Origin of the sequence: Streptomyces sp. CB02261, assembly GCF_001905665.1 — a bacterium.
GTDB lineage: Bacteria > Actinomycetota > Actinomycetes > Streptomycetales > Streptomycetaceae > Streptomyces.
In genome coordinates, this window is the sequence record NZ_LIVX01000009.1 from 48,513 (window position 1) to 70,757 (window position 22,245).

The 22,245-nt window shown below is 72.9% G+C and carries 17 protein-coding genes and 1 riboswitch; of the genes, 3 read left to right on the plus strand and 14 right to left on the minus strand.

The annotated features are described in order from the left end of the window. The first annotated feature begins 49 nt into the window (after positions 1-49). Positions 50-2,581 carry an ABC transporter permease gene (locus tag AMK29_RS27035; RefSeq protein ID WP_073818001.1) on the plus strand — a complete coding sequence of 844 codons (2,532 nt, stop codon included), beginning with the start codon at positions 50-52 and terminating at the stop codon, positions 2,579-2,581. A gap of 61 nt (positions 2,582-2,642) precedes the next feature. Here the strand turns inward: AMK29_RS27035 and AMK29_RS27040 are convergent, their stop codons facing one another. From AMK29_RS27040 to AMK29_RS27080, 9 genes are all read right to left on the minus strand, one after another. Beyond that, a complete protein-coding gene (locus AMK29_RS27040; protein WP_073818003.1) occupies positions 2,643-3,944 on the minus strand; it encodes an SAM-dependent methyltransferase in 1,302 nt (433 codons plus the stop codon). Between the two features lie 192 nt (positions 3,945-4,136). Next, the gene (locus AMK29_RS27045; RefSeq protein ID WP_055599388.1) at positions 4,137-5,516 is read right to left on the minus strand and encodes an NAD(P)/FAD-dependent oxidoreductase; all 1,380 of its coding nucleotides are present in this window, start codon (positions 5,514-5,516) and stop codon (positions 4,137-4,139) included. Between the two features lie 370 nt (positions 5,517-5,886). Next, positions 5,887-6,801 (minus strand): Ppx/GppA phosphatase family protein, encoded by a 915-nt coding sequence (locus AMK29_RS27050; protein ID WP_073818004.1) that lies wholly within the window; start codon positions 6,799-6,801, stop codon positions 5,887-5,889. Next, positions 6,798-7,337 carry a DUF501 domain-containing protein gene (locus AMK29_RS27055; protein WP_073818006.1) on the minus strand — a complete coding sequence of 180 codons (540 nt, stop codon included), beginning with the start codon at positions 7,335-7,337 and terminating at the stop codon, positions 6,798-6,800. The genes AMK29_RS27050 and AMK29_RS27055 overlap by 4 nt, the downstream gene beginning before the upstream one ends. Before the next feature lie 30 nt (positions 7,338-7,367). Continuing rightward, positions 7,368-7,838, minus strand: a complete 471-nt coding sequence (locus AMK29_RS27060; RefSeq protein ID WP_073818007.1) for an FtsB family cell division protein — start codon at positions 7,836-7,838, stop codon at positions 7,368-7,370. 110 nt (positions 7,839-7,948) lie between these two features. Further along, positions 7,949-9,241 carry a phosphopyruvate hydratase gene (gene eno / locus AMK29_RS27065; protein WP_073818009.1) on the minus strand — a complete coding sequence of 431 codons (1,293 nt, stop codon included), beginning with the start codon at positions 9,239-9,241 and terminating at the stop codon, positions 7,949-7,951. Positions 9,242-9,608: 367 nt separating this feature from the next. Beyond that, positions 9,609-10,322, minus strand: a complete 714-nt coding sequence (locus AMK29_RS27070) for a LysM peptidoglycan-binding domain-containing protein (protein WP_073818011.1) — start codon at positions 10,320-10,322, stop codon at positions 9,609-9,611. A 3-nt stretch (positions 10,323-10,325) separates the two neighbouring features. After that, positions 10,326-10,499: riboswitch (cyclic di-AMP (ydaO/yuaA leader) on the minus strand. Positions 10,500-10,757: 258 nt separating this feature from the next. Next, positions 10,758-11,810, minus strand: coding sequence for a LysM peptidoglycan-binding domain-containing protein (locus AMK29_RS27075; protein ID WP_274535649.1), 1,053 nt, complete (start codon positions 11,808-11,810; stop codon positions 10,758-10,760). 159 nt (positions 11,811-11,969) lie between these two features. Next, positions 11,970-13,283, minus strand: a complete 1,314-nt coding sequence (locus tag AMK29_RS27080) for a cytochrome P450 family protein (protein WP_073818014.1) — start codon at positions 13,281-13,283, stop codon at positions 11,970-11,972. Positions 13,284-13,381: 98 nt separating this feature from the next. Here AMK29_RS27080 and AMK29_RS27085 point away from each other — a divergent pair, with 98 nt between their 5' ends. Continuing rightward, positions 13,382-14,578 (plus strand): globin domain-containing protein, encoded by a 1,197-nt coding sequence (locus AMK29_RS27085; RefSeq protein WP_073818016.1) that lies wholly within the window; start codon positions 13,382-13,384, stop codon positions 14,576-14,578. Positions 14,579-14,820: 242 nt separating this feature from the next. Here the strand turns inward: AMK29_RS27085 and AMK29_RS27090 are convergent, their stop codons facing one another. The 3 genes from AMK29_RS27090 to AMK29_RS27100 all read right to left on the minus strand — a co-directional run bounded on the left by AMK29_RS27090 (position 14,821) and on the right by AMK29_RS27100 (position 17,567). Further along, positions 14,821-15,786: a nucleoside triphosphate pyrophosphohydrolase gene (locus tag AMK29_RS27090; protein ID WP_073818018.1), complete on the minus strand. Its 966-nt coding sequence runs from the start codon at positions 15,784-15,786 to the stop codon at positions 14,821-14,823. Positions 15,787-15,802: 16 nt separating this feature from the next. Continuing rightward, positions 15,803-16,447, minus strand: a complete 645-nt coding sequence (locus tag AMK29_RS27095) for a SurA N-terminal domain-containing protein (RefSeq protein ID WP_073818019.1) — start codon at positions 16,445-16,447, stop codon at positions 15,803-15,805. 79 nt (positions 16,448-16,526) lie between these two features. Next, positions 16,527-17,567: a glycosyltransferase family 2 protein gene (locus AMK29_RS27100; RefSeq protein WP_241845725.1), complete on the minus strand. Its 1,041-nt coding sequence runs from the start codon at positions 17,565-17,567 to the stop codon at positions 16,527-16,529. A 126-nt stretch (positions 17,568-17,693) separates the two neighbouring features. Here AMK29_RS27100 and AMK29_RS27105 point away from each other — a divergent pair, with 126 nt between their 5' ends. Next, complete coding sequence (locus tag AMK29_RS27105; protein WP_079197165.1) at positions 17,694-20,165, plus strand: YfhO family protein; 2,472 nt, start codon at positions 17,694-17,696, stop codon at positions 20,163-20,165. A 67-nt stretch (positions 20,166-20,232) separates the two neighbouring features. On the opposite strand, the gene AMK29_RS27110 is transcribed toward AMK29_RS27105, so the two are convergent. Both AMK29_RS27110 and AMK29_RS27115 read right to left on the minus strand, forming a co-directional pair. Then, complete coding sequence (locus AMK29_RS27110) at positions 20,233-20,793, minus strand: GNAT family N-acetyltransferase (RefSeq protein WP_079197166.1); 561 nt, start codon at positions 20,791-20,793, stop codon at positions 20,233-20,235. Between the two features lie 38 nt (positions 20,794-20,831). Beyond that, positions 20,832-22,157 (minus strand): collagen-binding domain-containing protein, encoded by a 1,326-nt coding sequence (locus tag AMK29_RS27115; RefSeq protein WP_073818023.1) that lies wholly within the window; start codon positions 22,155-22,157, stop codon positions 20,832-20,834. Positions 22,158-22,245: the final 88 nt, after the last annotated feature.

Here is a 22,245-nt window from a genome sequence, read left to right on the forward strand (position 1 = left end):
CGGCCCGCGTCGCCCCGCCCTCCGCCCCCCTTTCCTTCAGGACACACCCATGTTCCGTACCGCCCTGCGCAACGTCCTCGCGCACAAGGCGAGACTGCTGATGACCGTCCTCGCCGTGATGCTCGGCGTGGCCTTCGTCTCCGGCACCCTCGTCTTCACCGACACCCTCTCCCAGGCCTTCCGCAGCCAGTCCGCGAAGAGCTACGACGACGTGGCCGTCGCCGTCAGCATGCACCCGAGCGAGGCGGAGGCCCAGAAGACCCCCGGCCTGTCCCAGGCGGTCGTCGACCGCGTCGGGAAGCTCGACGGGGTCGCCTCCGTAACCCCCCGCGTCGACGGCTTCGCCGGTGTGCCCGACAAGGACGGCAAGCTGATCGGCGTCGGCTGGTCCAACAAGGGCACCAACTTCGCCCCCGGCAAGGACGGCAAGGACCGCGCGTACACCTTCGTCACGGGCAGCGGGCCGGTCCGGGACGGCCAGGTCGCGCTCGACAGGGACTCCGCGGACAAGGGCGGCTACAAGGTCGGTGACACCGTCCGCGTCGCCACCAACGGCCCGGTGAAGGAGTACGTGCTCTCCGGTGTCTTCACCACCGAGGACGGCGCCGTCAACGCCGGCGGCAGCCTTGTCCTCTTCGACACCTCCGTGGCCCAGAAGCTCTACCTGAAGCCCGGCTTCTTCCGCGAACTGACCGTCACCGCCACCCCCGGCACCGACGCGGACACGCTCGTCCCCGAGGTCCTGAAGGTCGTCCCGAAGGCGGCCACCGCGCAGACCGGCCAGGCCCTCGCCGACCAGGAGGCCAAGGACATCGAGGCCGGCCTGGGCGCGCTCAACCAGGTGCTGCTGGGCTTCGCGGGCATCGCCCTGTTCGTCGGCGTCTTCCTGATCTCCAACACCTTCACCATGCTGGTCGCCCAGCGCACCAAGGAACTGGCGCTGATGCGCGCGGTGGGTGCCTCGCGCAAGCAGATCACCCGCTCCGTCCTGGCCGAGGCCGGTCTCGTCGGCCTGGTCGCCTCCGCCGTCGGCTACGTCCTGGGCATCGGCATGGCCGTCCTTCTCCGCTCGGCCATGAGCGCCTTCGAGATGAAGCTCCCGGACGGCGACCTCGTCCTCGGGACCACCCCGGTCCTCTCCGCCTTCGCCGTCGGCGTCCTCATCACCATGTTCGCCGCCTGGCTGCCGGGCCGCCGCGCCGCGAAGATCCCGCCGGTCGCCGCCATGAACAGCGTGCACGCGACCCCCAACGCCAAGTCCCTCGTCGTACGGAACGCGATCGGCGCGGCCGTCACCGCGCTCGGCGCCGTGCTCATCGTGCTCGGCGCGGGCCAGGGCGGCGACGACGGCCGGATGCTCATCGCGGGCGGCGCGTTCCTCACCCTCATCGGTGTGATCGTGCTGATCCCGTTCCTGTCCCGGCCCGTGATCGCCGTGATCCGTCCGGTCTTCGTGAACTTCTTCGGGGTCTCCGGCAAGCTCGCCGGCCTGAACGCGGTCCGCAACCCGCGCCGCACCGGCGCCACCGCCTCCGCCCTCGCCATCGGCCTCACCCTCGTCACCGGTCTCTCGGTGCTCGGCTCGACCGTCGGCACGGCCCTCGACAAGATGACGGTCGACCAGATCAAGGCCGACTACATGATCACCATGGCGAGCGGTGACGGCCTCAGCAAGGAGGCGCTGGCCGCCCTGGAGAAGGCTCCGGGCGTCACGGCGGTCTCCCCGCAGCAGGCCGGCGCGCTGGAGATCAAGGGCGACTTCGTCTCGGCCTCCGGCGTCACCCCCGGCGCCATCGAGAAGGTCCTCAAGGTCACCGTCGTGAACGGCTCGCTCGCCTCCCTCGGCGAGGGCAAGATCGCCGTCGCGGACAAGACGGCGGCCAAGCGCGGCCTGAAGGTCGGCGACACCGTCCCGGTCGAGTACCTCGACAAGGTCAAGGGCAAGCTCACCGTCGGCGCGGTCTACGAGGACAGCGAGTTCCTCTCGCCCGTCATGATCGACCACAAGGTGATCGACGCGCACGAGCAGCAGGCCCACACGCCGCAGATCTTCGTCGCGACGGAGGGCGGCCCGTCCGAGGCGCACGAGAAGGCCCTGTCGAAGGCCCTGGGTGAGAACCCCGCGATCACCGTGATGGACAAGAAGGACATCCGCGACGCGTTCGGCGGGCAGATCAACATGCTCCTGAACATCGTCTACGGCCTGCTCGCGATGGCCCTGGTCATCGCCGTCCTCGGTGTCGTCAACACCCTCGCGATGTCCGTCTTCGAGCGGCAGCAGGAGATCGGCATGCTGCGGGCGATCGGTCTCGACCGGCGCCGTGTGAAGCGGATGGTCCGTCTGGAGGCCGTGGTCATCTCGGTGTTCGGCGCGGTCGTCGGCATCGGCCTCGGCTCGTTCCTCGGCTGGGCCATCGGCGAGACCTTCAAGAACAGCCTGCCGGGCTACGCCCTGGTCCTGCCCTGGGACCGGATCGGGATCTTCCTGGTCCTGGCCGCCCTGGTCGGCGTCCTCGCCTCCCTGTGGCCGGCCCGGAGCGCGGCGAGGCTGAACATGCTGGCCGCCATCAAGGCCGAGTAGGCACCGCGCCCCGGACGAAGGGCCGGCCTCCCACCCCGGGAGGCCGGCCCTTCGCCGTACGTCAGGCCTTCTCGTTCCAGACGCGCGGCCGCAGCGCCGTACCGCTCCGCCCCGACACCGGGGTCTTCACGGCGAGGAACTGGTTCACGCCGATCCGGTTGCGCTCGAAGGAGACGGCGGAGGCCGCCATGTAGAGCCGCCAGATCCTGGCGCGGCCGGGCGAGGTGAGCCGGACCGCCCGGTCCCACTCGCGCTCCAGGTTGGCGACCCAGCGGCGCAGGGTGAGCGCGTAGTGCTCGCGGATCGCCTCCACGTCCCTGACCTCGAAGCCGGCCGCCTCCAGGGTGCTCAGCGTGCGGCCCATCGGGGCGAGTTCGCCGTCGGGGAAGACGTACGCGTCGATGAAGGGGTCGACCTCGTACGCCTCCTCGTCGGGCTCGGGGCGCCGGGAGATCTGGTGGTTGAGGAGCCGTCCGCCGGGCTTCAGGAGCCCGTACAGGATGTCGGCGTACTCCCGGTAGCGGACCTCGCCGACGTGCTCGGCCATGCCGATCGAGGAGATCGCGTCGTACGGGCCGTCGGCGACGTCCCGGTAGTCCTGGACCCGGATCTCGATCCGGTCCGTCAGGCCCTCGTCGGCGATGCGCTTGCGGGCGTACGCGGCCTGCTCGCGGGAGAGGGTGATGCCGACGACCCGGGCGCCGTACTCGCGGGCGGCGTGGAGGGCCATGGAGCCCCAGCCGCAGCCCACGTCGAGGAGCCGGTCGCCCTCCTGGAGGTTCAGCTTGCGGGCGATGAGGTCCAGCTTGTCCCGCTGGGCGTCCTCGAGTGAGCCGTCCGGCGTCCAGTACGCGCAGGAGTACACCATCGACGGGCCGAGGACGATCTCGTAGAAGTCGTTGCCCACGTCGTAGTGGTGACTGATCGCCTGCTTGTCGCGCCGCTTGCTGTGCCGGCCGCCGCTGCGGCCCCGGATCTCCTCGGCCGGCGGCCGCGGCAGCAGCGGCAGCGGTCCCGCGAGCCGCAGCAGCGACCGGGCGGCGGCGCGGAGCCTCGGGTCGCGTACGGAGTCGAGGAGGCCCCTGGTGTCCTCGGCGCGCTCCCACAGGATGCCGGAGAGGCCGTCCAGGAGCGCGTAGAGGTCGCCCTCGACGTCGAGCTCACCCGCCACCCAGGCGCGGGCCAGGCCCAGTTCGCCGGGCTTCCAGATCATCCTGCGCAGGGCGCGGCGGTCGCGGACGATGAGGACGGGGCCGCCCACCGGGCCGGCTTCGCTGCCGTCCCAGGCTCGCAGTCGGACCGGGAGCGGTCCTCCGAGGAGTTCCTCGGCGAGAGTCGCCAGCCGCGACGCGGCATCGGCCATGGTGCACACCTCCGTGATCTCGTGCCCCAGAAATGCTCGTCACCAAGGGAACACCGTCCGTAGGCATTTCCAGTCCCGCCGCAACGCAATCCGTCCGGAAAACACGCGAAGGGCCGTCCGCACCACGGATGGCGGACGGCCCTTGCGGGGGTACTGCGGGTCCTGCTGGTACTGCGCTCACCGCGGCCGCGGTCAGGAGGCCTTGGCCTTCTCCTGCACCGGGGCGGCCGGGGCGGGGGCGGGCTTGGCCGCCTCGTAGAACTCCTCGCGCGGCGTCTCGATGGCGCCGAGGGAGACGACCTCACGCTTGAGGAACATCGCGAGGGTCCAGTCGGCGAAGACGCGGATCTTGCGGTTCCAGGTCGGCATCGCCATGCCGTGGTAGCCACGGTGCATGTACCAGGCGAGACGGCCCTTGAGCTTGATCTTCACCTTGCCCATGACGATCATCGCGACGCCCTTGTGCAGACCGAGTCCGGCCACCGCGCCCTTGTTGGCGTGGCTGTACTCCTTCTGCGGGAAGCCGCGCATACCGGCCACCACGTTGTCGCCGAGGACCTTGGCCTGGCGCAGGGCGTGCTGGGCGTTCGGCGGGCACCAGGCGTTCGGGTTGCCGGCCTTGCGGCCGACCATGTCCGGGACCTGGGCGTTGTCGCCGGCGGCCCACGCGTAGTCGAGGCCGTTGATCTGGAGCTTCTCGTTGCAGTCCACGTGGCCGCGGGGGCCGAGCGGCAGACCGAAGCGGGAGAGCGCCGGGTTCGGCTTCACGCCGGCGGTCCACACGATCGTGTTGGAGTCGACCTCGAGGCCGTTCTTCAGCACGACGTGGCCGTCGACGCAGGAGTCCATGGAGGTCTCGAGGTAGATCTCGATCCCGCGGCTCTCCAGGTGCTCCTTGCCGTACTGGCCGAGCTTGGGGCCCACCTCGGGGAGGATCTTGTCGGCCGCGTCGACCAGGACGAAGCGCATGTCCTCGCGCGACACGTTCTGGTAGTACTTCGCGGCGTCACGGGCCAGGTCCTCGACCTCGCCGATGGTCTCCGCGCCGGCGAAGCCGCCGCCCACGAAGACGAAGGTCAGCGCCTTGCGGCGGACCTCCTCGTCGGTGGTCGAGTCGGCCTTGTCGAGCTGCTCGAGGACGTGGTTGCGCAGGCCGATGGCCTCCTCGATGCCCTTCATGCCGATGCCCTGCTCGGCGAGGCCGGGGATCGGGAAGGTACGGGAGACGGCGCCCATCGCGATGACGAGGTAGTCGAAAGGCAGCTCGTACGCCTCGCCGACGAGCGGCGCGATCGTGGCGACCTTGCGGTCCTGGTCGATGGTGGTGACCCGGCCGGTGAGCACCTCGGCTCCGCGGACGACGCGTCGCAGCGGGACGACGACGTGGCGCGGAGAGATGCTGCCGGCGGCGGCTTCGGGGAGGAAGGGCTGGTAGGTCATGTACGACCGCGGGTCGACGACCGTGACGGTCGCCTCCGCGTAGCGCATCTTCTTGAGGATGCGCCGAGCTGCGTACAGGCCTACGTACCCGCCGCCTACTACGAGGATCCTGGGACGCTCCGTGGTGCTCATGCCATCGAGTATCCACCCCGTCTGAGGGGGGTGCTCGTGCGCCCCTTCACAAGCTCTCCGGGTACCTCTGCTACACTGCGCCGCCCACGTGATCCATGTCATGGTGCTGCAAAGGAACCGGGGTGCAGGGGCGAACGTTGTTCACCCCTTGTGAACTGGCCCGGAGAGCCGCCGTTAACGCTGAACCGCAGGGCCCGTTCACGCGATGGAAACATCGAGCGAATCGGCCTCCGCACCTGCGAAAGGGCCCCGGAGCACCCCTCGGAGGGCCCAACGGCCCCCTTCGGACGCCCTCGGGGCCCTTTTCCTTGTGAAGAACTTCACGAACTTTCCCGACGGGGGTGCCGTCGGCAGGCCCGATAGCCGCCTTCTATGCCACGGATAGGGCGATCCCATCGAGGATGTCGTGCTCGCTGACGACGACCTCGGAGGCTCCGACGCGCTCCACGATCTCCCTCAGGACGAGCGCTCCGGCGATGATCACGTCGACCCGGCCCGGGTGGATGACCGGGATCGCGGCCCGTTCGTCGTGGGTGGAGGCGAGCAGCCGCTCGGTGACCTCGGCGACCTGGGCGGCGGAGATCCGGGCGTGGTGGATCTTCTCGGAGTCGTACTCCGGGAGCCCGAGCGCGATCGCGGCGACCGTGGTCACCGATCCGGCGAGGCCCACGAGGGTCCCCGCGGTGGCGATCGGCACGGTCTCGGCGGCCAGGTCGAGCGCCGCGCGGACGTCGGCGCGGATCGCGTCGGCCTCCTCGGCGGTCGGCGGGTCGTGCCGGACGTGCCGCTCGGTGAGCCGGACGCAGCCGATGTCGACGGAGCGGGCCGCCTCGACGTGCCGGTTGCCGGTGACGAACTCGGTGGAGCCGCCGCCGATGTCCACGACGAGGTACGTCTCCGTGCCGTGCAGTTCGCCGGTGGCGCCGGTGAAGGAGAACTCGGCCTCCTGGTCGCCGGTGATGACCTCGGGCTCGACGCCCAGGATCTCCACAACCCCGTTCACGAACTCGTCGCGGTTCTCGGCGTCGCGGGAGGCGGAGGTGGCGACGAAGCGGAGCCTCTCGGCGCCGAGCTCCCTGATGACCTCGGCGTACTCGCGGCAGGCCGCGAAGGTGCGCTCCAGGGCCTCGGGGGCGAGCCGGCCCGTCCTGTCGACGCCCTGGCCGAGCCGGACGATCGTCATCCGCCGGTCCAGCTCGACGAGGTCGCCCGTCTCGGGGTGCACGTCGGCGACGAGCAGGCGGATGGAGTTCGTACCGCAGTCGATTCCGGCGACCCGGGTCATTCCGCGGTCTCCTTCTCCTCGCCGCACGGCGTGACGCAGGGCCCCTTCGCCCACCACTCCGGCAGCATCGCGAGCGCCTCGTCGCCGAAGGGGTTCACGCCCGGGCCGGCGGCCAGCGAGTGGCCGACGAGGACGTGCAGGCACTTGACCCGGTCCGGCATGCCGCCGGCGCTCGGGAAGCCTTCGAGGACCTCGATGGCGTCACGGCGGGCGATGTAGTCCTCGTGCGCGGCCCGGTAGGCGGCGGCGAGCTCCGGGTCGGTGGCGAGCCGGGCCTGCATCTCCTTCATGACCCCGTTGGCCTCCAGGGTCCCGATGGCCGAGGCCGCCCGGGGGCAGGTCAGGTAGTACGTGGTCGGGAACGGCGTGCCGTCGGGAAGCCGGGGCGCGGTCTCGACGACGTCCGGGTTGCCGCACGGGCAGCGGTGCGCGATGGCGCGCAGGCCGCGGGGCGGCCGGCCGAGCTGGAGCTCGAAGGCGGCGATGTCCGCCTCGGTGGGCTCGGTGCGTTCGGTCTGCGGAGGGGGCGTTTCCATGTCTGCCTTGCTCGTCAGGTCGTTTCGGGCTTACGGACGGTCGGCGTGGTCGACGCCGTCCCAGAGGTTGTCGTACCAGGGGCGGTCCGCCGCGCCCTGGTCGGTGCGGGGCCGCTGCTCCGCGCCGGGGTCGTTCACGGTGAATCCGGTCTCGCCGGGGAGCACGTAGTGCAGGTGCTCGCGGGCGAGGCGGCGGACGTAGGCCGGGTCCTGGAGGCGGGCCTTCTCGTCCTTCAGTTCCTCGACCCGCCGGGCGGCGTCGGCGGCCTTGCGCTCCTGCTCGGCGATCTCGCCCTGCTGGGAGACGTAGCTCCGCATGGGGTAGGCGAGCGCCACCACGAGGGAGCAGACGACCAGGGCGAGGAAGGCCGCGCGGCCGGTGAGCCGGGAGCGGCGGGCCTGGCGGCGGGTCTGGGAGCGGTAGACACGGGCGGCGGTCTGCTCGCCGAGCAGCCTGATCCGGGTCGCGGTCGAGAACCGGTCCCGGTCCTTCGCGGCCATGTCGTGTCGCCTCCCCTGTTCACGCGGACGTCCCCGCACACGGTACGTGACCGAGTGCGGGGACGGACGGAACTACCAGGTGTGAAGCTGTCAGCCCTTGCGGTGGCGCGTCAGTTGGCGGAGCGGAACCGCGGGAAGGCGCTGCGGCCGGCGTACACCGCGGCGTCGTCGAGGATCTCCTCGATGCGCAGCAGCTGGTTGTACTTGGCGACGCGCTCGGAGCGGGCCGGGGCGCCGGTCTTGATCTGGCCGCAGTTGGTGGCGACGGCGAGGTCGGCGATGGTGACGTCCTCGGTCTCGCCGGAGCGGTGGGACATCATGCACTTGAAGCCGTTGCGCTGGGCGAGCTCGACGGCGTCCAGGGTCTCGGTCAGCGAGCCGATCTGGTTGACCTTGACGAGCAGGGCGTTCGCGGAGCCCTCCTCGATGCCGCGGGCCAGGCGCTCCGGGTTGGTGACGAAGAGGTCGTCGCCGACGAGCTGCACCTTGGAGCCGAGCTTCTCGGTGATGGCGTTCCAGCCGTCCCAGTCGTCCTCGAAGAGCGGGTCCTCGATGGAGACGAGCGGGTACGCGGAGACGAGCTCCTCGTAGTACTCGGTCATCTCGGCGGCCGAGCGGGACTTGCCCTCGAACTCGTACGAGCCGTCCTTGTAGAACTCGGAGGCGGCGCAGTCGAGGGCGAGCGCGATGTCCTTGCCCGGGACGTAGCCGGCTTCCTTGATGGCCTCGAGGATGAGGTCCAGGGCGGCGCGGTTGGACTCCAGGTTCGGGGCGAAGCCGCCCTCGTCGCCGAGGCCGGTGGACAGGCCCTTGCGCTTCAGGACGCCCTTGAGGGTGTGGTAGACCTCGGTGCCCCAGCGGAGGGCCTCGGAGAAGGACTCCGCGCCGATCGGGGCGATCATGAACTCCTGGATGTCCACGTTGGAGTCGGCGTGCGACCCACCGTTGAGGATGTTCATCATCGGAACGGGCAGCAGGTGCGCGTTCGGGCCGCCGAGGTAGCGGAAGAGCGGGAGGTCGGAGGCCTCGGAGGCGGCGTGCGCGACGGCGAGGGAGACGCCGAGGATGGCGTTGGCGCCGAGCGAGGACTTGTCCGGGGTGGCGTCCAGGTCGAACATGGCCTGGTCGATCAGGCGCTGCTCGGTGGCGTCGTAGCCGACGAGCTCCGGGCCGATCTGCTCGATGACGGCGAGGACGGCCTTCTCGACACCCTTGCCCTGGTAACGGTTGGGGTCACCGTCGCGGAGCTCGAGGGCCTCGAACGCACCGGTGGAGGCGCCGGACGGAACAGCAGCACGGCCGGTGCTGCCGTCGTCGAGGCCGACCTCGACCTCGACCGTGGGGTTGCCTCGGGAGTCCAGGATTTCCCGGGCTACGACGACGTCGATGGACGGCACGAGCATCTCCTTCTGGGATGTGACGCGGGATGTGACGCAAGGTCGGTGCAGGGTCGCTTGGCCTTGCGGCAAGAGCCTAACCGGCGCGGGGGCTCCGGCCTGCCGGGCGCCCGCCCCCTGGGACGAAAAAGGACCCAAGGGCATGCATCTCGGGACGAAGGACCCCAGATCTACTGGACGGTAACCATCAGGTCCTCCCGAACGGGTGTGCCGGGGCACAGCCACGCCCCGAGAAGGGGCCCGCGCGGGTCCTCCCGAGAACGGGGGAACCCCGGACCGACGCGCACGGGGGAAGGCGCGCCGGCCCGGGGTGGTCACCGCGGGAGGGTCATGGGGACCGCGTGAGCCGCCGGACTCACGCGGACCGCCGGGCTCACTTCAGGTGGAGCTGCTGGCCCGGGTAGATGAGGTCGGCGTCCTCGACGACGCCCTTGTTCAGCTCGAAGAGCTTGGCCCAGCCGCCCTTGACGGCGTGCGCCTGGGCGATGGTGCCGAGGGTGTCACCGGCGACGACCTTGTACTCGCCGTCACCCTTCTTGACCGACTTGCCGGTCGGGGTGGTGACGGTCTTCTTGGTGGCGGCCTTCGGCGTGGCCTGCGGGGCCTGCTGCGCGGACTTCTGCGGGGCCTTGCGCTGCTCGCTGCGGGTGGTCGGCTGCTCGGCCTTCCGCTCCTGCTTCTGCGGGACGGACTCGGCGGAGCCGCCGTCGTAGGAGGCGTTGGAGAGGCCCACGCCACAGCTCGGCCAGGCACCCTTGCCCTGGCCCGCGAGGACCTTCTCGGCGATGGCGATCTGCTGCGACTTCGACGCCTGGTTGGCGGTCGAGGCGTAGGCGGTGCCGCCGTACGCGGCCCAGGTGGAGGCCGAGAACTGCAGGCCGCCGTAGTAGCCGTTGCCCGTGTTGATGGACCAGTTGCCGCCGGACTCGCACTGGGCGACGCGGTCCCACTCGGAGGCCGTGGCGGCCGAGGCGGTGCCCGCGGTCATCAGCGGGGCGGCCACGGCGACACCGGTGACGCCGACGAGCGTGACGACCTGGGTGGCCTTGGAGGGACGGCGGTGTTTGCCCTTGCCGGAAAACAGCATGGAGATTCTCCTCACCGACGCCTGTGAGGTGAGCTGTCGGGTTCGGGCCGGAAAGTTGCCCGGCCGCGTGTCCTAGCACGCGGCTTCACCCCAAGCCGGTCTTCGGCCGTCTTTCTCAACGGCCGGGACCGGCACTTACCTTGGGTCCCCCACTCCTGCCTTCGGCGCTTACGCGACGACTGTTCCCATCGGCCGACGGCAGGATTCGGCGTTTCGGTCGACGGGGCCCGCGGTGGCGAGCGGTGACGACCGTAGACACAGACCCACCGGAAGTTCAAAGAGGCGCATTGCGGAAATATCGCCCCTGCTTGCCTTCCGATGAGTGGCATTTGTGCAGGTGAGAGGTGACGGGAGCAAACATCGCGGGCGGGACACGCCAGTTGGGGCGAAGAGACCCATGTCTCACTTGCCCAGAACCGGACATACGCCCCCGAATCAACCGGCCGCCGCGACCGAACCGTCCGTCAGATCGAGGCTCTGACCAGGGAGGATGAGGTCCGGGTCGATGCCGACCGTCCGCCGGTTGGCGTCATAGAGGGCGGTCCAGCCCCCGGGGAGCTCCTTCTCCTGCGCGATGTCCGACAGGCTGTCGCCCGGCTGAACGGTGTACGCGCCCGAAGTGCCCTGACTGTCCGTTGCGTCCGACTTCTTCGCGTCGTCGACCGGTGTCACGGCGAGGGGGCTTTCGGTCAATGTGTTGCTGGGCGAGGCATGTCTACCCGATTCGGATGAACTGTCCGGCTTGCCGGTTTCCTCCGGCGCGGCGTCACCGCGGTGCTTGCCGGTGCCGGGGGCGGCCGACGCCGCGTCACCTTCCGGCGCGCCGGGCGTAACGGACACATCGGGCGTTCCGGGCATGACGGAGGTGTCAGGAGTGCCGGGGGTGACCGGAGTGACCGGCGCCGCCGGGTCGGTCGAGCCGGACGGGACGCCCGGCGTGCCCGGGGCGGAGGGGCTCACCGGGGCGGTCGGCGCGACGGGGTTCACCGGCGTGACGGGCGCGGCGGGCGTGACGGGCGCGGTCGGGGCGGTCGTCCCCGTGGCCGGCTTCGCGGCCGCAGGCGCCTCCGTGGCGCCCGAGGAGGCCTCCGGCAGCCCCGAGGTCCGGTTCGACTCGACGACCGGCCCCGTGGGGTCCTTCGGGACGGACGTCGGACCGGGGTCCACGCCGGGGGCCGTGCCGTCGTTGGTCAGGCCGGCGATCGGCGCGCAGGTGGCCCACTCGGTGGAGCCCTTCGAGAGGGCCTTCTCGGCCACCGCGATCTGCTGGGCCCGGCTGGCCAGGTCGGCGCTGGGCGCGTACGCCAGGCCGCCGTGCCGCTCCCAGCTGTCCTGGGTGAACTGGAGCCCGCCGTACATGCCGTTGCCGAAGTTCGCGCTCCACTGACCGCCGGACTCGCACTCGGCGACGCGGTCCCACGTGGCGGCGTCGGCGGCGGAGGCGGACCCCGTGGCGAGCAGCGGCAGCGCCATGGCGGATCCGGTCACACCGGCTGCGACGACGATGGCGGGGGCCTGACGGGGGCGACGGTGTCGTCCGTTCCCGGAACGCATAGGAGCGCCTTTCGCGTGACGGCTGAGAGTGCGGTGAACGTAGCGGTATTCGAACGCTCGTCACAAGTCGATGGCCGCACGATCACGCGAAGATCACATTTCTGATACGCCGTCAGCGTGATGGAGCGGTACGGACGCGGAGAACTCCACCGGAAGCGTGCGCAATCCACGCATGATGAGCCCGCCGCGCCACCGCAGTTCGGCCGGATCGGCGGCAAGGCGCAGGTCCGGAAGGCGCGTCAGAAGGGTCGCGAGCGCCGTCTGCCCCTCCAGCCGGGCGAGCGGCGCCCCGAGGCAGTAGTGGATGCCGTGCCCGTACCCGAGATGCTGGTTGTCGCTCCGGGTGAGGTCGAGCGTGTCGGGCGCCGTGAACCGCTGCGGGTCCCGGTTCGCCGCGGCCAGCACGACGAGCACAGGGTCACCCGCCGGGATCTCCTGCCCGCCGATGGTCAGCGCCCGCGTCGCGTACCGCCAGGTCGCCATCTCCACGGGCCCGTCGTACCGCAGCAGCTCCTCCACCGCGGTCTCCAGGAGCCCCGTCTCGCCCGCCGCGATCGAGGCCTGGAGCCGCTCGCGCCGCTCGGGGTCGCGCAGCAGCGCGTAGACGCCGTTGCCGATGAGGTTGATGGTCGTCTCGAAGCCGGCGAAGAGCAGCACGAAGCACATGGCGGTGGCCTCGGCCTCGGTGAGGTGGTCGCCGTGGTCGCTCGCGCGGATCAGCCCGGAGATCAGGTCGTCGCCGAGGTCCTGGCGCTTGCGGTGGATCAGCTCCGCGAGATAGCCGCGGATCTTCTTCACCGACCGGGCGACCCCGCCGCGGGGCCCGCCGCCGTGCCGGATCATCATCCCGGCCCAGTCCCGGAAGTCGTCCTGGTCCTCCCGGGGCACGCCGAGCAGATCGCAGATCGCGTAGATGGGCATGGGGAAGGCGAACTCGTGGATGAGGTCCGCGCTCCCCCGCTCCGCGCCCCCCTGCCGGGAGACGATGTCGTCGATGAGCCGGTCGGTCAGCTCCTGGACGCGCGGGGCGAACTCGGCGACCCGGCGCGGGGTGAACGCCTTCGACACGAGCCGCCGGAGCCGGGTGTGGTCCGGCGGGTCGATGTTGAGCAGATGCGTCATGAGGCCCGCGCTGCGCTCGCCGGGGATCCCGGTCTTGCCCGGCTCCGCGTGGTGCACCGGGTTCTTGGAGAGCCGCTGGTCGGCGAGGGCCTGCCGGGCGTCCGCGTACCGGGTCACGAGCCAGGCGTCGACCCCGCTCGGCAACGTCGTCCGGTGCACCGGCGCGTGCTCCCGCAGCCAGGCGTAGGCGGGGTACGGATCGCTCGCGAACTCCCAGGTGAAGAGCTCGGGAGCGGGGTGCGCGGCGGGCGGGGGGGCGGGGACGGGGCCGGGGGTGGTGCTCACCCCCCGACCGTACAGGGCGGCTCCGGCGGTGAGGTGTGTGGAGATCCTGTGATCACGAAGGGGGGCCGTGCCCTAGATTCGTGTCGGTGGATCCCCAGATGCTCAGAAGCACGTTCGCGGTCGTCGAACGACGGGCCGAACACGCCGTCACCTTCTTCTACTCGCATCTCTTCTGGCACAACCCCGGCATGCGCGCGCTGTTCCCCGAGGACATGCGCCCCCAGCGGGACCGGCTCTTCGCCGCGCTCACGCACGTGGTGTCCCACCTCGGGGAGCCGGGGCTCCCCGCGTACCTGGGGCGCCTGGGCCGCGACCACCGCAAGTTCCTCGCCTCCCCCGCGCTCTACGCCGCCGTCGGGTCGAGCCTGCTCGCCGCGTTCGCGCACGCCGCCGGATCCGCCTGGACGCGCGAGGCCGAGAAGGCCTGGGCCGAGGCGTACGGCCATGTCGCCGATCTGATGCTGGCGGGCGCCGACGAGGCGGCGGAGGCGGGGGAGCCGGCCTGGTGGGACGCGGACGTCGTCCGGCACGAGCGGTACGGCGAGGACCTGGCCGTCCTCACCCTGCGGCCCCGGCAGCCCCTGCCGTTCCTGCCCGGCCAGTACGTCAGCGTCAGCTCGCTGCGCGTCCCGCGCGTCTGGCGCACCTACTCCCTGGCGGACGCGCCCCGCCCGGACGGCACGGTGGAGCTGCACGTGAGCCGGGTCCCGGGCGGCTCCATGAGCACGGCGCTCGTCGAGGAGACGGGTCCGGGCGAGACCCTGCGGCTCAGCGCCCCCGGCGGCGGCCTCACCGCGCGGGGCGCGCCGGGCGGACTCCGCACCTATATATGCGCGGGTACGGGCTGGGCCCCGGTGCGGGCGCTGCTCGCGCAGGCGGCGGAGGCCGAGCCGGAGCTGACGGGCCGGCTGTTCGTCGTGGCGCGCGCCAGGGAGTACCTGTACGGGCGGCGGGAGGCCGAGCGGCTGAGAGGACGGCTCCCCGGCCTCAGCGTCACCTACATCACCTCGGCGCCAGGCCATCCCAGGGACCAGGCGACCGAGCGGCTCCTGCAGTCGCTGCGGGCCTGCGTCCACTGGGCCGCGCACGAGGTGTACCTCGCCGGGCCGCCGGGCTTCCTCACGGAGGTCACGGAGGCGCTCGTGGAGCTGGGCACCGACCCGGCCCGCGTCCACCACGACGCCCTGCCGCCCGTGGACGGCCTCACCGTCCGCCCGGCCTCCGCGGCCGAACGCCTCCTGGCCCCGCCCCGACCCCCCTGGCACGACCCGCAATCCCGCGCACCCAGGCCGTAGGCCGGGCCCCGGCCTCAGGCCGCGACGCCCTGCGAGCCCGAGTGCTGAGCCCGCACCCCGAGCCCGAGTGCTTAGCCCGCACCCCGAGCCTCAGGCCGTGACGCCCAGCGCAACCCGCGCCCCCGGCCTCAGACCGCGACGCCCAGCGAGCCCGAGTGCTTAGCCCGCACCCCGAGCCCGAGTGCTTAGCCCGCACCCCGAGCCTCAGGCCGCGACGCCCCGCGCAACCCGCGCCCCCGGCCTCAGGCCGTGACGCCCTCCGTCGCGCGGATCGCGTCGCGGTAGGCCCGGGCCGCCGCGCGCAGGGCCGCCTCCGGGTCCACGCCCTCCGTCTCCGCACGGGCGGCGAGGGCGAGCAGCTCGTACCCGATGCCCTCGCCCTTCGGCAGCGGCACGTCGAGCCCGGCCGTCCGCACCCGGCTCGCGAGCTTCGTCGCGAGCGCGAGTCCCGGCTGCCCCAGCGGCACCCCGTCGGTCACGGACTCCCGCTGCTTCTCGATCGCCTTGGTCCGGAGCCAGTGCGCGCGGACGTCCTCCGGCGTCTCGGCGGTCTCGTCGCCGAAGACGTGCGGGTGGCGGAGGATCAGCTTCTCGACGAGCGTCCCGGCGACGTCGTCCACGGAGAAGGGCTCCTCCGGGTCCTCCTCGGCGATCCGGGCGTGGAAGACGACCTGGAGCAGCACGTCCCCGAGCTCCTCGCGCAGCTCGCGCCGGTCGCCGTCCTCGATCGCCTCGACGAGCTCGTACGCCTCCTCGATGGCGTACTTGGCGAGCCCCCGGTGGGTCTGCCGCGAGGACCAGGGGCACTCGCGCCGGATGCGGTCCATGATCTGCACGAGGTCGAGGAGCCGGGCGCCGGGCAGGTCGTACGAGCCGGGCAGCAGCTCCAGGTCCGGCATCGTGAGGCGGCCCGAACCGGCCAGCCGGGCGAGGCCGTCGGTCAGCGCCCGGTCGCCCTCGCCTGAGGGGAGCAGCAGCACCGTGCGGTCACCGGCGCAGGCCTCGACGAGTTCCTCGGCGGTGGGCCTGAGGTGCTCGACGGTGACCCCGGCCTCCCGCAGGTACGGCAGCTGGGGGTGGTGCTCGTCGGGGCAGAGCACCCGGTCCGCGCCGCGCAGCGCCTGCCAGGCGGGCCAGGACAGGAGTCCGGGCGCCACACGGTGGCTGGCGGTGAGCAGGACGACGCGGCCGGGGCTCTCAGATGTCACCCCTCGAACCTACCGCTCAGCCGGCGGCCGGGGCGGCGCCGGGGTCCTGGCTGATCTGCCGCAGCCAGGGCGCGGTGGTGGCGCCGAGCCGGACCTGGGCGTCGTCCCAGGCGCCGTAGCGCGGGTTGACGTCGATGGCGAGGGCCTTGGAGGCGGCGGAGAAGACGTCCGTCAGCTTCTTCTGGCCCTCGGGGGTGTCCGTGACGCCCAGCTTGGCGGCGATCTTGTTCATGAGGACGTTGCGGCGGACGACGTCGTCGATCTGGCCGGGGGCCACGCCCTGCTCCTGGAGGAGGGCGCTCGCGAGCCGCTCCTCGCCGCCGCTCTGGCGGACGAAGGCGGTCCTGGTCTGCTGGAGTTCGGCGCGGGTGGCGGTGACCCCGTTGTCCGCTGCGACCTTGTCGACGACCCGGTCGAAGATCATGACGTTCAGCGTGCGGCGGGACAGGTCCCCGGTGGCCTGGACGAGCTGGGCGGCCTGCGGGGAACGTTCCTGCGCGGTGCGCACGTCCTTCACCTGGGCCTGGAGGCTGGAGACGTCGATCCGTTCGCCGCCGACGACGGCCGCCGCTCCTGGGTGGGCGTCACTGCCGCAGGCGGTGAGCAGCGGGGCCGCGGCGAGGAGCGCGGCGGAGACGGTGAGCGCGGTGCGGCGGTGCAAAGGAGCCTCCCGGGCGGTCGTGCGTCAGTGGAACGACCTTGCGGTGATCGATGGTAGGGAGTCGCCGGGGCCGGAGCCACTACTTCGGTGCGACTGTTTCCCACAACGACTCACCCGCACGCCGGGTGTCGGCCCGCACCACGCCTGTCTCGGGTCCCTCGTGGCCCGCGCGTGTCCCCGCGGCCGTCCCTCCGGAGGGCCCCTCGTGGGTCTCCTGCACCAGGTAGTGGGGCCGTCGCTTGACCTCGTAGTAGATGCGGCCGACGTACTCGCCGATCAGTCCGACCATCACCATCTGCACGCCGGCGAGGGCGGTGACGGCGACGAGGAGGGTGACGTAGCCGGGGGTGTCGACGCCGTTGGCGAGGGCGTCGACGACGATCCAGGCCGCGTAGCCGAGGGCGAGGAGGACGAGCAGGAAGCCCAGGTGGACGGCGGCCCGCAGCGGCTTGTTGTTGAAGGAGAGGAGGCCGTCGAGCCCGTAGTTGAGGAGCTTGCCGAAGGTCCACTTGGAGCGGCCCTGCTCGCGGACGGCGTTCTCGTAGGAGAAGGTCGTGGTGCGGAAGCCGACCCAGGAGAAGAGGCCCTTGGAGAACCGGTTGTACTCGCCGAGGCCGAGGACCGCGTCGACGGTACGCCGGGACAGGAGCCGGAAGTCCCCGACGCCGTCGACGAGCTCGACGTCCACGAGCCGGTTGATCGCCCGGTAGTAGAGGCGGGCGGTGAGGGTGCGGGTGACCCGGTCGCCCTCGCGGGTCCGGCGGGCGACGACCTGGTCGTATCCCTCGGCGTGCAGCGCGACCATGCGGTGCACCAGCTCGGGCGGATGCTGGAGGTCCGCGTCCATGATCACGACGGCGTCGCCGGCGGCGTCGCGGAGCCCGGCCAGCATCGCCGCCTCCTTGCCGAAGTTGCGGCTGAAGGAGACGTAGCGGACGTGGCGGGGGTCGCGCGCGGCGAGCTCCTGGAGGAGGGGAAGCGTCCCGTCCCGGCTTCCGTCGTCCACGTAGACGATCTCGAACTCCCCGTCGAGACGGACGAGTTCGGCGGTCACGTGGTCATGGAAACGGGCGAGGACGTCCTCTTCGTTGAAGCACGGGACGACGATCGAGAGCAGCACGCCGACCACGACAACGGAGCGCGGTGACCCGGCCGGTCCACGGGGATGGCCTTCAGTCGACCATTCGATGAACTGGGCGGCGGCGCCCGGTTCCTCCCGTCCCGGCGCTGGCATATTCGGACCGTCATGTCGCACACCAGTCGCTCGCCCCGGTTCTCCGCGCCTCTCCCCATGCTCCTCGCCGCCCTCCTGACGGTGGCCGCCGTCTGCGGCGGGGACGCCGCCGCCCGGGTCTTCCCCTTCGGGCCGCGCCACCGGGCCGTCAACGACCTCGCGAACCAGTTCGTGCCCTTCCACGCGCACCTGTGGGACCTGCTGCGCGGCCGGGCGGACGGCGGGCTGCTCCTGGACTGGCGGGCGGGCTGGGGCACGAGCTTCCTCCCCGACTACGGCACCTATCTGTCGAGCCCGCTCGCCCCGCTGGTCGCGCTGTTCCCGCGCGGGGACATCGAGTACGCGGTGTACGCGGTCACCGTCCTGAAGACGGCGGTCGCGGCGGCGGCCATGACCTTCCTGCTGCGTCGGCTCGGGCCGGGCGCCTGGTGGTGGGCGGCGGTCCTGGGAGCGTCGTACGCGCTGTGCGGCTGGTCGCTGGCGGAGGGCACGTACAACCCGATGTGGCTGGACGGCCTGATCGCCTTCCCGCTGCTGTGCCTGGTGGGCGAGTGGGTACGGGAGGGCCGGCGGCCGCTCCTCGGCCCGCTGGTGGTGGCCGTGTGCTGGGCGGCGAACTTCTACACGGCGTACATGGCGGCCCTGGGCGCCGCGCTCGTGCTCCTGGTCCGCCTGGCGGCGACGGACTCCTTCCGGTGGCGGACCGCGGGCAGGGCGGCGCTGACCGCGGCCCTGGGGACGGGTCTCGCGGCGCCCGTCCTCGTCCCCGTCCTCCTCGGCTCGCGCCACGCCCACCCGGGCCTGGTCCGGGAGTTCGACCCGGCGCCCGCGACGGACGTCCTGGCCCGGCTGCTCCCGGTGACGTACAGCTTCGCGACCCCGGCGGCCTTCGTCTGCACGGCGGTGCTGCTGCTCGTGGCCACGCTGCTGTTCCGCCGGGACCTGCCGGGCCGGGAGCGGTGGCTGTGGGCGGGGCTCTGCGCGGCGGTCACGGCCTCGATGCAGTGGGGGCCGACGCATCTGCTCTGGCACGCGTTCGCCACGCCGAACGGCAGCCCGTACCGGCAGACCTTCGTCCTCTCCGGGGTCCTCGTCCTCGCCGCCTGGACGGGCCTCACCCACGGTCCCCCGGACCGCCGGTCGCTGCTCGGCGGGGCGGCCGTCGTCCTGGCCCTGACGGCGGGGGCGCTGCCCAGCCCCTTCGTCACCGGCTGGGCGCTGCTGCTCGCGGGCATGGGCCTCGCGGCGGTGGCGAGCGCGCTGCTGCTGCCGGGGCGGGGGCGGTACGGGGTGCTCGCCGCGCTCCTGGTGACCGGCACGCTGCTCGGCCAGTCGGCGGCGACGACGGCGTACGCCGACCGGGAACGGACGGCGCGGCTCGACGACTACCCGCCGTGGGGCGTGGAGCACGCGCGCCGGGCGGCGGCCCTCGCGGCGGCCGACGGCTGGCCCGCGTACCGCACGGACCCGGGCCTGCCCCGGGTCGCGGGCAACGATCCCCTGCTGCTCGGCGGGCAGGGCGCCGCCTACTACAGCAGTCACACCCCGGCAGTCCTGACGGAGACGCTGACCGCGCTCGGCGGAGGCTGGACCTCCCGGGGCCGGAACCTGCTGAGCCTGGACAACCCGGTGACGGACGCACTGTTCGGAGTGGGGGCGCGGTGGCGGGACGGCGCGGTCGCGCGCACCGGCGCGTACCTGCCCCTGGTGACGGTACGGCCCCCGGGACCGGCCCCCGTCTACGGCCCGTCGCCCTTCCGCAACCAGGAACTCCTCCTCGGCGCGCGGGTGTACGGGGCTCCGCACGCGGGCGCGTGCCCGGTCGGCACCGAGGTCTTCCTCTGGGCCCCCGACGCGACGGGCCCGGCCCGCCTGGGCGACCGGGAGACCCGGCTGCTCGGCGGCGGGCCGAAACGGCGCGCGGCCCTGACGTCCCTGGGCGTCCAGCGCGTCCCCGGCCTGCGGCCGGTCCTGCCGGGCCCCGGCGGTGCACTCGGCTGCCTGGACCACGAGCGCCTCCGGGCGGCGGTCGCGGCCCTCCGCGCGCGGGCGGCGACCTCGGTCCGGGTCACCTCGGACGGGATACGGGCCGACCTCCCGCCCGGCACGACGGGCACGGCCGTCGTGGCGGCCCCCCGGATCGCGGGCTGGACCTGCGAGGGCGGCCCCGCCACGTCCTACGCGGGCCTGCTCGCCGTCCCGGTCTCGGACGCGTCCTCGGTCTCCTGCTCCTTCCGTCCCCCGGGCCTCCGGGCGGGCCTCGCGACGGGCGCGCTGGCGGCGCTGCTGCTCGTGGGGGTGGCCGGGGCGGGTCAGCGGGCGCGGGCGGGTGGCCCGGTCGGTGGGGCGGGCCAGCGGCGCGGGGCGGGTCATGCGGTAGGCGGGCCGGGGCGGGTGGCCCGGTCCGTGGGATGGATCAGCGGGTCGGGGCGGGTGACCCGGGCGGCGGGGCGGGTCAGCGGCGCGGGGCGGGTCATGCGGTAGGCGGGCCGGGGCGGGTGGCCGGGGCGGCGGGGCGGGTCAGCGGGCCGGGGCGGGTGGCCGGGGCGGGTCAGCGGGCCGGGGCCCGCCTCTCCCAGCGGATCTCGCCGTCCTCCACACGGTCCGTCGGGCTGAGGCCGGCCGCGCGGGCCACGGCGGCGGAGGCCGTGTGGTCCGGGTGGACATGGGCGACGACGGTCCGCACGCCCCGCCCCAGGAGCAGGCCGACGAGCCCTTCCGCCGCCTCGCGGGCGATCCCCCGGCCCTGCCAGGGCACGCCGACCACCCAGGCGACCTCGGCGGTCAGACCGCCGTCCGTGACGGTCGCCTGCACGGTACCGACGAGCCGGTCCTCCGGCCGGAGCCGCAGCACCCAGTTCCGCCAGACGACCGCCGGGTCGGGCGATCCGGCGACCAACCGCTCGTACCGGGCCCGCAGTTCGGCGGGGCCGAGCGGGACGCCGCCGATGAAGGAGTGCAGGGCGGGATCGCCCAGCACCTCCGCCATCTCCTCGGCGTGCCGGACGGCGAGCGGTTCGAGGGCGAGCCGGTGCGTGGGGGACCGCTGGCCGTCGGCGTCGATCGCCGCCTGGGCGCCGTCGTCGCCGACGACTATCCGGGGTGAGGGCATGCCGGGAACCTACCGCGACGGGGTCATGGCCCGACGGCTCAGCGCCTGAACCGGCGGACCAGCAGCAGGCCGGCCACCGTGCTCAGCACGGCGAGGGTGGCCGCCGCGTAGGTCCGGGCGCTCGTCCCGCTCTCCGCGAGACCGGGGGTCAGGGGGGTGGTGGGGGCGGTCGGGTGCGGGGACGTCGACGGTGCCGGGGTCTCGGGCCGCGTCGGGGTCGGGGTGGGGGTGGGCTTCGGGGTCGGGCCGCCGTCGCAGGCCAGGTGCGCCGAGAACGGGACGTGGTGGATCTCGCCCGCGTTCGCCGGGGCCCGTGAGGTGCGCTGGGCGCCGCCCCGGCCCCTCGCCGCGCGGGTGTCGAGGTCGTCGAGGGGGCCCGCCGTCAGGGAGCGGACGACGACGGCGCCGTCGATGGCGTCCGGGTCGCGGTCGGTGAGGTGGGCGCGGGGGGCGTAGATCGTTCCCTCGACCGTGCCGCCGCCCGCGATCGTGAGGTGCGTGGCGTCCGCGAAGTTCCACAGGACGTAGGGGGCGCCGGGACGGCCGACCCCGGCGAGGTCGGGGACGTCCCAGGTGAGGACCGACCCGGTGCCGGTCGTGTCGACGTCGATGACGAGCGGGCCGGAGGCGGTGGGGCGGCGCGGGAAGGTGAGGGCGGAGAGCCGGTTCAGCTGCTCGCCGGTGAGGCGGAGGACGTTCGTCCGGTCGCCGTCGAGGGTGACGCGGCCGGTGCCGGCGGGCGCGACGGTGGGCGCGCAGCCGGCGAGCGCGTCGGCGCGGTCGCGGTGGGCGCCGAAGAGGGCGGCGGGGTCCAGGAGGCCGGGGGCGGGGCCGACGGAGGCGGCGGGCTGCCGGGTGGTCAGTTCGATGCGGGGCGTGGAGTCGTGGCCCGTGCCGGTCGCGGTGACCCGGGTGTCGGCCGCGGCCCCGTCGGCGCCCCGCGTGACGACGTCGCCGCCGGTGAGGTCGCCGATCTTCACGTGACCGTCGGACAGGACCTTCAGGACGCCGACCGAGCTGCTGGCGGCGTACGCGATCCGGCCGCCGACCAGGAGGGCGGTCGGCCGGGCGTCGCCGGGGGCGGTGAAGGTCCCGGCGGTCCGGCGCCCGAGGGTGAACCCGGGCCCGAACGACAGGTCGCCGCCGACGGCGACGGGTCCCTCGGTCCCCGTACTGCCGAGCAGGGCGTCCTGCTCGGTGACGACGCCGAAGCCGTGGTTCCCGGCGAGGGGATCGCCCACGTCGACCGTGGCGGCGGCATGCGCGTGCGGTGCGGCCGCCCCGGCGGGGAGGGCGGCCAGCGCGCCGGCGGCGCATACGGCGGCGCAGGCGGTGAGCCGGAGGGGCCTGCTCGACTTCGTCATGCGAGGAACATGCGCCCGCCCCGCCGCCGCCGCCGGTCGGACACGCCTGGACGCCGGTCAGATGCCGTAACGAATCCACGCGCGGGAG